Source organism: Microcystis sp. LE19-41.2A, assembly GCF_027530405.1.
Taxonomy (GTDB): Bacteria; Cyanobacteriota; Cyanobacteriia; order Cyanobacteriales; family Microcystaceae; genus Microcystis; species Microcystis aeruginosa.
Genome location: NZ_JAPZQJ010000009.1, coordinates 1 through 12,156, shown reverse-complemented (window position 1 = coordinate 12,156; position 12,156 = coordinate 1). Strand labels below are relative to the sequence as shown.

The 12,156-nt window shown below is 43.8% G+C and carries 9 protein-coding genes; 2 read left to right on the top strand and 7 right to left on the bottom strand.

Features of this window, described 5'->3' with window-relative positions:
- Positions 1–93: 93 nt before the first annotated feature.
- The 7 genes from mutS to O9290_RS00295 all read right to left on the bottom strand — a co-directional run bounded on the left by mutS (position 94) and on the right by O9290_RS00295 (position 10,144).
- Positions 94–2,742, bottom strand: coding sequence for a DNA mismatch repair protein MutS (gene mutS, locus O9290_RS00325; protein ID WP_147073220.1), 2,649 nt, complete (start codon positions 2,740–2,742; stop codon positions 94–96).
- Positions 2,743–2,937: 195 nt separating this feature from the next.
- Positions 2,938–3,447, bottom strand: coding sequence for an allophycocyanin subunit beta (gene apcB / locus O9290_RS00320; protein ID WP_044035076.1), 510 nt, complete (start codon positions 3,445–3,447; stop codon positions 2,938–2,940).
- A gap of 182 nt (positions 3,448–3,629) precedes the next feature.
- Positions 3,630–4,769 carry a glutamate 5-kinase gene (gene proB / locus O9290_RS00315; RefSeq protein WP_288054878.1) on the bottom strand — a complete coding sequence of 380 codons (1,140 nt, stop codon included), beginning with the start codon at positions 4,767–4,769 and terminating at the stop codon, positions 3,630–3,632.
- 168 nt (positions 4,770–4,937) lie between these two features.
- Positions 4,938–6,902 carry a single-stranded-DNA-specific exonuclease RecJ gene (recJ, locus tag O9290_RS00310; protein ID WP_288054877.1) on the bottom strand — a complete coding sequence of 655 codons (1,965 nt, stop codon included), beginning with the start codon at positions 6,900–6,902 and terminating at the stop codon, positions 4,938–4,940.
- A 58-nt stretch (positions 6,903–6,960) separates the two neighbouring features.
- Positions 6,961–7,602 carry an LppP/LprE family lipoprotein gene (locus O9290_RS00305; protein ID WP_288054875.1) on the bottom strand — a complete coding sequence of 214 codons (642 nt, stop codon included), beginning with the start codon at positions 7,600–7,602 and terminating at the stop codon, positions 6,961–6,963.
- Positions 7,599–8,060: a hypothetical protein gene (locus O9290_RS00300; RefSeq protein WP_288027226.1), complete on the bottom strand. Its 462-nt coding sequence runs from the start codon at positions 8,058–8,060 to the stop codon at positions 7,599–7,601. Before O9290_RS00300 ends, O9290_RS00305 begins: the two co-directional genes overlap by 4 nt.
- Positions 8,061–8,134: 74 nt before the next feature.
- A complete protein-coding gene (locus O9290_RS00295) occupies positions 8,135–10,144 on the bottom strand; it encodes an ATP-binding protein (RefSeq protein WP_288054873.1) in 2,010 nt (669 codons plus the stop codon).
- A gap of 222 nt (positions 10,145–10,366) precedes the next feature.
- On the opposite strand from O9290_RS00295, the gene psb32 reads away from it, so the two are divergent.
- Both psb32 and O9290_RS00285 read left to right on the top strand, forming a co-directional pair.
- Positions 10,367–11,050, top strand: a complete 684-nt coding sequence (psb32, locus tag O9290_RS00290; protein WP_004266807.1) for a photosystem II repair protein Psb32 — start codon at positions 10,367–10,369, stop codon at positions 11,048–11,050.
- Between the two features lie 232 nt (positions 11,051–11,282).
- Positions 11,283–11,882 (top strand): hypothetical protein, encoded by a 600-nt coding sequence (locus O9290_RS00285; protein ID WP_004266806.1) that lies wholly within the window; start codon positions 11,283–11,285, stop codon positions 11,880–11,882.
- The last annotated feature ends 274 nt before the right edge of the window (positions 11,883–12,156 follow it).

Sequence of the window (12,156 nt, the reverse complement as noted above, 5' to 3'; positions counted from 1 at the left end):
GTCACTGATAATTGCTGATTATCGGTGTTTCTGCAAAATCGAGATGCAGCCTTTTCGTTAACCACAAAGGACACAAAGTTGAGTTTTCCACTACTACTTACTGTCATCAAAAATATCTAACTGCTGCAGAGATGGGGGATTATCCGACTTAACCGGTTTAATTTTCTTAATTCCTTGACGCAAACCGATCGCAATTTTACTATGTTTTTCGATTTGACCCATCACCTGCATGGCACGATCGATCACAGAAGTTGGTAAACCGGCTAATCTTCCCGCTTCGATACCATAGGATTTATCCGCACCTCCCGGTCGTACTTGGTGCAAAAATACTATCTCATGGGGTAATTCCTTGACCGTTACCTGATAATTGGCTACATTCTCTAAAATTGAAGCTAATTCGTTTAGTTCGTGGTAGTGAGTGGCGAAAATCGTCCGCGATTGCAGTACCGTGGCTAAATACTCGGCCACAGACCAAGCTATGGATAACCCGTCAAAGGTGGCTGTCCCCCGGCCAATTTCGTCTAATAATACTAATGATCTGTCTGTGGCGTGATTGAGAATATTGGCAGTTTCGTTCATTTCCACCATAAAGGTGGATTGGCCAGTAGCGAGGTCATCCACAGCCCCCACCCGGGTGAAAATGCGATCGCAGATGGAGATTTTGGCCGACTTTGCTGGGACAAAACTGCCGGTTTGGGCCAACAATTGAATTAATCCCACCTGTCGCAGATAACAACTTTTGCCACTAGCATTGGGACCGGTGAGAATAATCAAGTCGGGGTATTCCAAACCCTCCTGATTGCCCAAATTAATCGAATTCGGCACAAAAAAGCCGGCCCCAAGGGATTGTTCCACCACGGGATGACGACCATCTTTAATATCGATAAGACGACCATCGGCGATTTCTGGGCGACAATATCCCTGATAAACGGCGATTTCTGCCAATGCTGCCAACACATCCAAAGCGGCGACTTTTGTGGCCACTTCCCGGATTTCTGGGGAAAATTCGGCCACTTGACGGCGTAAATCGCTAAAAATCTCGTATTCTAACTTATTTAATTCATCTACTGCCGTCAGAATTATATTTTCTTTCTCCTTTAACTCGGTGGTGATATAACGTTCCTCATTGACTAAAGTTTGCTTACGCACATAATCTTTTGGGGCGAAATCAGCTTTACTGCGGGGTAAACTGATATAATAACCGAAAGTTTTGTTATAATTAACCTTAAGGTTGCTAATACCCGTTCTTTCTTTTTCTGTCGTCTCTAGATTCTTAAACCAATCGATTACTTCCTGATAGTCGCGCCGCAGGGCATCCAATTGGGCATCAATTCCCTCACGAATCACCCCCCCTTCCTTCAGATGCAGCGGAGGAGATTCCACCAGATGCGCTATCACCTGCTGGCCTAATTTTTCTAAATCGGCGGGAATTTGCTGTAAAGCTTTCAAATAGGGCGAATTTCCCGAAGCGACCAAAGCCGCTAAATCGGCTAATTTGACTAAAGATGCCGCTAGGGAAAGTAAATCGCGGGCGTTAGCCGTTCCTGCGCCAACACGACCGCTTAAACGTTCTATATCGTAGATTTCCCTTAATTTTTGCCGAATATCTTGGCGCAGGGCGGGATTATCCTTTAACTCTTGGATAGTATCTTGACGGGCGCGAATACCGCGAGAATCTAAGAGGGGTTGCAGTAACCAACGACGTAAGGCCCGACTACCCATGGCTGTACAAGTGCGATCAATCGCCCATAATAGAGAACCATAGAAGCTACCATCGCGCACCGTTTGGGTAATTTCAAGGTTGCGACGGGTTTGCCCATCTAAAATCAAAAATTCGGAGATAGAGTAGGTTTTTAAAGGTTGTAGGGGGACTTGATTGGCTTTTTGGGTATCTTCAATGTATTCTAATAAGCCCCCGGCTGCGCGAATAGCGAGGGGTAAATGTTCGCAGCCCATCCCCTCTAGGGAACGCATTTTATAGGTGATTAGGAGACGATTTTTCGCTTCTGTGAGAGTAAAGATAGTTTGGGGACGGAGAGAATAACAAAAACTATCGGGTAAACAGGGGGGGAGATGGTCGGATTTTTCCCCGGGGCGCAAAATACGGTTTAAATCGGGGGCATTGATGGGAAAAAGGATTTCCGAGGGCTGTAAACGGCTTAATTCTAGGCTTAAAGCCGTTAAATCGCTGGCTTGGGTGGTGTAGAATTCTCCGGTGGAGATATCTGAATATGCTAATCCCCAATTTTCTCCGGTGATCACCACAGCGGCCAGAAAATTATTCTTTTTTGCGTTTAACATTCCCTCATCGGTGAGGGTTCCGGGGGTGAGCAGTTTGGTGATAGCGCGTTCTACTAGCCGTTTTTCGGCGGCTGCTTCCGTTGAATCCTCTACTTGGTCACAAATCGCCACCGCATAGCCTTTTTCCACCAATAAACGACTATAGCGCTCTAGGGCGTGGTGGGGAACCCCGGTCATGGCGACTCTCCCAATCCCTTTACCCCCTTCCTTGCTGGTGAGAACTAATTCTAATTCTCTGGAGATAATCACCGCATCCTGAAAGAAACACTCGAAAAAATCGCCCACACGATAGAGTAAAAGAGCATTGGGATAGGTTTCTTTTACCTCCACATAATGCTGGTACATGGGGGTGAGTTTATCGCGATCGAGTCCGCGATAATCACGATGGGGATCTTTATTGGTAGCCGGTGGTTCTAGGGGAAAATCCGAGGGGAGAGTCATGGGTCAAAGAAAGCTGGACAATGTTTTAATGAACTGTTCCCCACCCCTTGGCTGAGTGGGAAGTTTCTGACGCTTCTTCGTCGATGGCGGTTGCCTCAGACTTCCGCACTAGGAGAACCACTTCATGGTTCCCCTTGCCGCATCTTCCCCACTCCCCTAGGCTGAGAGTGGGGACTGACGCAGGTTCGTTCAATATTAGATAGACACTTCGCTTAATTCGCGAGTGAGATGATCAAAGGGTTCAGCAATCAAAGAGGTGTCGGTAATACCCGCCTCAGTAGCCATGGTTTGAATCATTTCGCTCATGATTTGGATACCGCGCACCGTCGGACCGATGGGAACCCCGAGGGAATTATAGGTTTCCCGCAGTCCTTGCAGTACCCGTTCATCTAGAACATTAGTATCGGCAGCCACCAGCGCATAACTGGCATAGCGGAGATAGTAATCCATATCCCGCAGACAGGCAGAATAACGACGGGTGGTGTAGGCATTACCCCCGGCGCGGATCAATTCGGGAACTTCTTCAAATAGACGAATCGCCGCCCCACGCACGAGCGCCGCCGAATTAGCGTTAATGAGGGCGGCGGCAGCTAGACGGGCAGTTCCCGAGGCAAAATATTGTTTAAGATTATCGATCGCATCTCGATCGAGATAACGTCCGGTGACATCGTATTTTCTAATCAGGCTAGTTACCGCGTCTCGCATTATTAAGTTTCTCCCAACAGCAATAAAGACATTTTTGAGTTTCGCTTTATTTATAATCTCACAGGGTTGAACTTCGGGGGACATCCCCAGTCTAACTCTCTTGCTTGTCTAACAATTTGTTGTTTTTTTGAGACATTTCTTTACATTTAAGGCATTGGCTGGACCGGCGCTGGGTGGCGGAATTATCCTTTATTAGTCGAGGTGGTGGACGAGGCACTCAAAATAACGAGATTATCCCGATGAATAATGGTTTCTGCGGCCATATAACCTAATAAACTGGCAATACGCTCGGAATGTTGACCTTTCACTCGATCGATCTCCTCACTACTATAATTAACAATTCCCCGGGCCAATTCCCGGCCTTCTCGATCGCACAATTGCACCGATTCCGAGGCGCTAAATTCCCCCTCCACTTTGGTGATCCCGGCCGCGAGCAGAGATTTTCCCCCCTGACAAATGGCTTGAATCGCCCCCGCATCGAGATAGATTTTACCCATGGGCATTAGTCCGTAGGCGATCCAGCGTTTGCGGGCGTTATCACTGCGTTTTTGGGCTTCAAAACGGGTTCCAATCGCCTCTCCTGCCATAATTTTTAAGATATTGCCGGGCTGCCCTCCCCTAGTAATCGCCATTTCTACCCCGGCACTGGTGGCAATCCGGGCCGCGGCCAATTTAGTCGCCATACCCCCGGTCCCCCACTGACTGCCACTACTACCGGCATCGATCGATAGTTGCGCTAATTCCGCGGGACTAACTCGGGCAATAGCCGCCGCTTCGGGAAATAGCCGCGGATCGGCACTGTAGAGGCGATCCACATCGGTGAGGATAAATAACCAGTCAGCCTCGATTAAACTGGCTACAAGGGCTGATAAAGTGTCATTATCGCCGAATTTTAACTCATCGATCGCCACCGTATCATTTTCGTTGACAATGGCAATCACCCCTAATTCAAACAAAGCCTGAAAAGTATTATAGGCGTTGACATAACAGGTGCGTTCCATCAATTCGGGACGGGTCAGCAAAATTTGGGCGATCGGTTGACCAAGACTGGTAAAGAGGTCATCATAGATCCGCATCAGACGACCTTGACCGACGGCGGCGATCGCTTGTTTGAGGGCGATTTTTTTCGGTCTTTCCTGTATTCCCAGACGACGGCAGCCCACCCCCACGGCCCCGGAAGATACTAATACCACCCGATGACCGGCAGCGCGCAACCGGGTGAGGACTTCCACTAAAGCGGCGATCGTGGATAGGGATAATTGGCCGGTCTCATTATCGGTCAAACTGGAAGTACCGATTTTGATCACTATGGTTTGGTTCATCGTCAAGGCGCTTTTTTTGGAGGTTTTGCTAAGTAGGTAGGCGTTAAAAATTATCAGACACCCCCGTTATCAAGGGTAGGGTTGATTCATGAATCAACCCTACCTTATTAAGGGGGGCAGGGGGGATCGAACCTAAAATCGATTTTTAATTTAATTATAACCAGCTACTTAGATAGCCAAAGCTTTGATGGCAACTTTAATTAAAGTATAAAAACGGGGTTCAGTCACGTTGACTTCTCTCGCTTGTTGCCGATTTTTGCCTAATAAACCAATGCGCTGCCCTTTCTGGACGACTAAAATCTCGCCCTGTTCATTTTTGATGCGAATCTCGTTTAAATCACCCCAAAAACTACATTGATACATTTTTTCGGCGTGCATAAAAATTGCTTTTTTAATACTATCATTTTCTTGGGGTAATCGCACTCCCACTAATTCAATTTCTATGGTTGTATTACCATTCCAAGTATTTTCTTTGAGTTTATAGGCAATATCTAAACGCGTTGGTAAAGGACAATATTCGCCCCAACGCCAAGCTAGGGCTTTAATTCTGGTATTATCGCTTTGAGCCAGCAATAATTTTAAATGATTTTTTCCGATAGTTTTCTGTTCCACTACTCGCACGTTAGGAGTCCAAAAAACGGGTAATTCATTGCCAATTCCCCAGGGTTGCAAACTATCAATTTGTTGAAAAAGTTGCAGGGTGATTTGTTTAAAGTCGAGGATAGTATCAATTTTAATTAAAGGTTTTAATTGTTCTATTTGTAAAATTTTGTGAGAAAATTGACTTAATCTTTGTTTGAATGCTAGTAAATTAGCTGTGGGTAAACTAAAACCTCCCGCCATTTTATGACCGCCAAATTTTCCTAGTAAATCTTGGCAAAATTGCAGGGCTTCAAAAACGTGAAATTCTTCAATTCCTCTGGCAGAACCGCGAATTTTACCTGGATCTTCTTCCTCGTAAGTACCAATAAAAACCGGCACTCCGTAGCGTTCCACCAAACGGGAGGCCACAATACCAATTACCCCATGATGCCAATCTTTTTCGACTAATACTAAAACTCGATCTTGTTGCCAAAGAATCGGCGTTTCTTCCACTAATTTAATCGCTTCTTCTTCAATTTTTTCGCACAATTCTTGACGAGTACGATTAATTTGTTCGCACTGCATCGCTCTTTCTAAGGCAATTCCCGCCTCATCGGTGGTTAATAATTCAATAACTATCTGGGGATCACCAATTCTGCCAATGGCATTAATTCTCGGTCCCAATTTAAAGCCAATATCATCCGGTTGTAATTGCTTTTGTTCCTCGCTAATTCCCGCTATTTGCATGAGGGATTGAATCCCGACTAATTGGGATTTGGGTAATTTTCTTAAACCCCGTTTTAACCAGCGACGATTTACCCCGATTAATGGGGCTAAATCTGCTATAGTGCCTAGGGTAAATAATGCTAATAATGACTCGGTTAATCCCTGTAATTTACCCATTTTTTGGGCAGTTGTCACCGCTAAAATATAGGCGACTCCCACCCCCGCTAATCCCTGATAGGGAGAGTTAGGGGTTAATAATTTTGGGTTGAGAATAGCGGAGGCATTTGGTAAAATTGGCGGCAGATCGTGATGATCGGTGATAATAACTTTTAATCCTAATTCTATCGCTAGGGCGATCGGTTCGTGAGCGGAAATACCATTATCAACGGTGAGAATCAATCCGACTCCCGACTCGGCAAATTCTTCGACAATGCGCTGATTAATTCCGTATCCCTCTTTCATGCGACTGGGTATGGCATGATTTACCCTAGCACCGAGATGTCTCAAGGCTCTTAACAGTAAAGATGTACTGGTCATGCCATCGGCATCGTAGTCCCCACAGATAGCAATTTTATCGCCCCTAGCGATCGCTTTTACTAATAAATTGACACTTTTTTCTAAGTCGGGAAATTCCCCCAGGGGAGAGGGTAAGGTATCCGCTTCAGGATCTATATAAGTTTTAGCTAATTTGGGGGTATCAATACCGCGATTAATTAAGATAGTTGCTAATAACGATGATAGTCCCATTTCTCGCGCTAACCCCTCGATTTTTTCGGGATTAGCCGCGGCAATATACCAGCGTTGGATGGGATATTTGTAGGTCATTTTTTCTCAAACAATCCAGTAGGGTGCGTTACGCTATGCTAACGCACCGAAAATAAGGTTAAAAGCGGATTTGGATGGCCCCAGCAGCAGGTTGAAAGGGGAGATTATTATTATTAATTCTCAGGGGAGAAGCGGGTACTAACTGCACATTTGGGGTGGTGGGTTGACTTTCGTTGGTACTCAGTAAAGTCAATTGATTAATACTAGGATTAATCGCAAATTGTTGGGTGATAACTCCCGACGGACAACAGGAAGGATCCCGAGGGAGAAATCTTCTCATGTTGACGGTGATCATACCATCTTTGGCACTCAGATTATCGACAATTACTCGATCGGCTAACAGGACAGTATCGGTGTTAGTGGCAGTACCGTTATTATCGATCACTAGGGCTAAATAATGTAATTGCTGTTGATCTCTGGTAATCACTCTTAACACGACAATACCATCATTCCTTTGATCATTATTATAGTCCCCCATCAAAGCTTCTCGACTGACTTGCACTCCTAAAATCTGTCCCTCATTGGATTGAAAAATACCATCGCTGACAATTACGGAACCCCGATTAGGAATGTTATAGACGGTGTTTCTTAAATTATCCACGCTCAGGGGTGTAGATTGGGTAAGTAAGGGCAGAGAATTATTTAATAGTAAACTGATACCCAGGAGGATAGACTGAGGCAAAACTGCTAATTTAATCATGGTTTTGATGGGTTGGGTATATTTTCTTGAGTATCGAATAACTGCACGTTATTGATGGTACAAACCATCCCCTGTTGTGCTGCTAATTTATCTCGCCATTGGCTTAATTGTTGTTGACCATTACTACCATTTAACCAGTAAACTGTCAACAGGCCGAGGGTTTGTTCTGGTTCACAGGAAAAGCCGAGAGTTTTATCGGGTATGTCGGTATTTCCCTCACGACATTGCCAACCTTGTTTTTCAATTAATTCTTTCCAACCTTGCTCTTCTTTGGCAGCCACGGCAATGCGTTGATCTCCTTGGGTACAAAGCCAATTTTTCTGCTGGGTGGGATCATTGGGTAGATCACCAAGATTGGGGGAATTTTGCTTGATTGGGGGAAGCGAGGGGACTTGAGCATGAACGGAAAAAATCGGTAGTATTAAGAAAGTACCGATGAGCATTTTTAACAGTTTCATCCTTTAAAATTGCCATATTTAGGGATTTATGCCTTTAGAATATCACGTTTTTGAGATATAGATAAAATACTCTCTTAAGATATGTTTAAATCTTTAATTATGGTTTCGATCGCATCAAAGGAAAATTCTCCGGCTAACTGTTGTAAACCTTGGGCAAGGTTAGCATAATCGGGGGGAATTTCTGCGGTTAGGGCGATAATTTTTTCATCATCACATTCTCGCGCCGCTTGTTGCAATTGTCCAATCCAGTCGGGACTGATTAATTTTAATAGGGATTGCAGGGAATCGAGGAAAACTGGCGAATAATTGGGCTGATTTGGCTCATTATCGGCATAAATATATTTTAATCCCAAATATTCGCCCATTTTTTGCCAAATAACTTCCTCTCGGAAAGGTTTACGCACGAAATCATCACAACCTGCGGCAATAACCAAGGCGCGATCCTCTTCAAAAGCACTGGCAGTTAGGGCAATTATCACCGTTTTTCCGCGATTATCAGCCTCTAACCGCCGAATTTCCCTAGTTGCTTCGTAACCGTCTTTAACTGGCATTCTCATGTCCATCCAGATAAGATGAGGTTGCCATGCTTGCCAAATTGCGATCGCTTCTTGACCATTAGCGGCCTCTTGCACGGATAATCCTAGGGTAGTCAGGAGTTTCAGCAACAGCAAACGGCTTTCCGGTCGATCATCGACGACTAATATGCGATATTTAGGCTGATTTTCGGCTAAAGCGATTACTTTTGCCCTATTGGTTTCGGTTTTAATCTCATTTTCCCCCACCAAACCCACCTGAATATCAAAACTAAAAATACTTCCTTGACCCAGAATACTACTAACTCCGATCGCACCCCCCATCAACTCAACAAATTTTTTACTGATAGGTAAACCCAATCCTGTCCCCTGTTGGGATTTTCGTCCCGTTTCCGTTTGGTTAAAGGGTTGAAATAGCTTATAAATCTCCTCTGGGGCGATTCCTGCGCCTGTGTCTTCAATTTCCCAAAGCAATCGCTGATAATCTCCTCTTTTCTCCCCTAATTTTCCCCGGAGAGTTACCCCTCCCGACTCGGTAAACTTCAATCCGTTACCCAAGAGATTGATTAACACCTGTCGCAATTTGCTTTCATCAGTATAAATATACTGAGGAAGCTCGGAGCTGCGATCAAAAATTAAGCTTAAAGCTTTTGTCTGCGCTTGTGGACGGAGCATTTCGGCAATATTATCTAAAAGAGCGTATAAATCGAAATTACTAGGGTTAAAAACCGTTCTTCCTGCTTCTATCTTCGACATTTCTAGAATATCGTTGATTAACTCTAATAAATGTTCCCCGCTACGATTGACAATTTCCAAATATTGGCGATATTCACTGCTGATGCTGCTATCCCGGGATATTAAGCGAGTAAAACCCAAGATAGCATTAAGAGGAGTGCGTAATTCGTGGCTCATGTTAGCTAGAAACTCACTTTTAGCTTTATTTGCCTTAACTGCCGCTTCTTTAGCTTCTTTTAACTCTTTTTCCGCTTCATATCTACTTTGTGCGATCGCAATTAATTCTCCCAGCAACCGCACAAAGGTGACATCTTCCCCTGTCCATTGCTTTTCTGCACTTGCATCCAATCCCAGATAACCCACCGTTATCCCACAACTATCCCACATGGGAACGATTAAGAGACAGGGAGTAGAACTATGAGCGAGAATAGTTCTTTCAGGGATAGCAGTAGCGGGTAAATCTTCTAAAGAGTTTATTTTAACTGGAATACCGTTTAATAATTGTTCCGAAAACCAGGGAAAGGTTTCCGTCGAGAGATTTTGTGATTGTTCCCGAATCGGGACAACTTGCGGATAGTCGGGGTGACAGTATTCATAAACCATACTCCACTGCTGACGACAGGTAGAATATTGAATAATGTAACAGTGAGCGCTCTGGGTAAATTGACAGAGCAGTTCTAGGGTATGATCGATCGCCAAGTGGAGATCTTGAGAAATTAGTAATCTTGTCACCCGTGAGAGCAAATTATCGCGATGGGCCTGCATTTCTAGGGCTTTTTCCCGTTTTTTAGACTCTAGTTCCTCAAAATCACTCATAATCAGTTATCAGTTATCAGTTATCAGTTATCAGTTATCAGTTATCAGTTATCAGTTATCAGTTATCAGTTATCAGTTATCAGTTAAAAGGGTTTGGGTGTTGGGGTTTTAGGGTTTGAGGGTATTAGTTGAATTTCCCCATCACCCCGTCTCCCGTCTCCCGACTCAAAAAACAGTAAACTTTTCCCCTATTATGTTCTATAGGAATTTTACCGAATCAATATGCTCAAATTATTAGCTTCTCTCCTTCTCTCCTGCTGTATAGCCTTGGCTGTTTCCCTGTCACCGGCTGCTGCTATGGGAGTCTATGACCTCCCTATTTTAAGCCCCGGAGCGCCCACTTATGTGGTCGATCCCGTTGCGGCCATTAGTGCTGCTAACGAGGGAAAATTAAATAAAGACCTAAAAAATCTCGCCGAAAAAACCGGACAGGAAGTGAGAATGGTGGTAGTCCGGCGCTTGGATTACGGTCAAAAAATTGACAATTTAGCCGATGATATCCTGAGAGAATGGTATCCTAACTCCGAAGATCGTGCCAATCAAACTATCATCGTCCTTGATACTTTAACCAATAAAACTGCTATTCGGGTTGGGGAGGAAGCAAAACCCCTATTAACCGATGGTATTGCTGATAGTATCCTCTCGGAAACTATGGCAGTTCCCCTCAAAGATGGGGGAAAATATAATCAAGCTTTACTCGATGCTAGTCGTCGTCTAACGGCGGTACTTTCTGGAGAACCGGATCCCGGTCCGCCGGAAGTAGCGACAATTAATATCGAAAGTACCTTTACTACCGCAGAAGAAACTGACGATAAAAATGCCACGATTTGGGTGATAGTTTTACTGGTTTTAGCTACAGTAATCCCCATGGTCACTTATTTTTGGTACGCTGGTTTTGGTCGCTAAATTAAATTAATGATCTGGGACTGATACAGCTAAAATATTCTCAGAGATAGTACAATCCTCAGCCTGAATGAGCAAGATGAAGTAACTTCTAAGTGGGTGGGTGGAATTAAATATAAGATGAACGTAGGTTGGGTTGAAGCATGAAACCCAACGCCCTACAAATAATTGTGCCTACCTACTTAGTAGATTTTAGTTGTATCAGTTCACCCCATTTGCTTAACCTTAATAACTAATGTCTAGACTGGTGACTCAATTACAATCCTATTATCGAGAGGAGGAAGGAACTTACTTAATTGAAATTAAACTTAATCAGTTACAGCAAGTCTTTAATTCTCTCGATCCTTCGCCATTTTTAGATAGAGATTTAGACGATAACGCCGAAAATTATATTATTAACTCTGTGGATGAATTCCCCCTAAATACCCCCCTTAAATTAGTCTTTTATCTTCCCAGTAACGAACAGAATACCGCCCGACATCTGTTACCCTCAGCTTTACATAATTATTTTGACTATCGCCAACAGGTAGAACAAAGAAAATTACGGACAATTTGGCGACAGGGACGCATATCTTTAATAATTGGTCTCTCCTTTCTTTTTGTTTGTTTGAGTCTTAGCGAATTAATTAGTCGTTTTGGCAGCGATACATTTATTCACTTCTTAGAAGAAGGATTATTAATTAGTGGTTGGGTGGCTCTCTGGCGACCTTTAGAAATTTTTCTTTACGAATGGTGGCCCGTCAGTCATCAACAAAAGATTTTTGCTAAACTGGCCTACATCCCCATTGAAATTCGTCTATTAGAGGAACCATCCACCCCAGACTCTTTTCGATAGCTCTAATCCTGCCGATGGCTTGTGTTCAAAGTTACAAAGCTTTTATTTGAAGCAGTTTACAATAAAAAAAATCCGTACAAAGCTTATCGGTTTTCAGCTTGGCTATTACTTTATTCTCAAACTTTTAACTAAGTAGGGTTTGCTGAATAAATATAAAAACCTTGTTGGATAAGGCTTTTAGACTTTTTTTCCCTGAAAAAGTGCCTACCATTGGAGTGATTGGGGGGAAAATTTAGGGATTTTTTCCCTGAAAATTAGGTAATTGACCACCTGA

Bases quoted from the DNA above. Each gene is read 5' to 3' on its own strand.
- proB (WP_288054878.1), bottom strand. From the start codon at position 4,769: ATGAACCAAACCATAGTGATCAAAATCGGTACTTCCAGTTTGACCGAT.
- O9290_RS00295 (WP_288054873.1), bottom strand. From the start codon at position 10,144: ATGAGTGATTTTGAGGAACTAGAGTCTAAAAAACGGGAAAAAGCCCTA.
- O9290_RS00300 (WP_288027226.1), bottom strand. From the start codon at position 8,060: ATGAAACTGTTAAAAATGCTCATCGGTACTTTCTTAATACTACCGATT.
- O9290_RS00305 (WP_288054875.1), bottom strand. From the start codon at position 7,602: ATGATTAAATTAGCAGTTTTGCCTCAGTCTATCCTCCTGGGTATCAGT.
- mutS (WP_147073220.1), bottom strand. From the start codon at position 2,742: ATGACTCTCCCCTCGGATTTTCCCCTAGAACCACCGGCTACCAATAAA.
- recJ (WP_288054877.1), bottom strand. From the start codon at position 6,902: ATGACCTACAAATATCCCATCCAACGCTGGTATATTGCCGCGGCTAAT.
- O9290_RS00285 (WP_004266806.1), top strand. From the start codon at position 11,283: ATGTCTAGACTGGTGACTCAATTACAATCCTATTATCGAGAGGAGGAA.
- apcB (WP_044035076.1), bottom strand. From the start codon at position 3,447: ATGCGAGACGCGGTAACTAGCCTGATTAGAAAATACGATGTCACCGGA.
- psb32 (WP_004266807.1), top strand. From the start codon at position 10,367: ATGCTCAAATTATTAGCTTCTCTCCTTCTCTCCTGCTGTATAGCCTTG.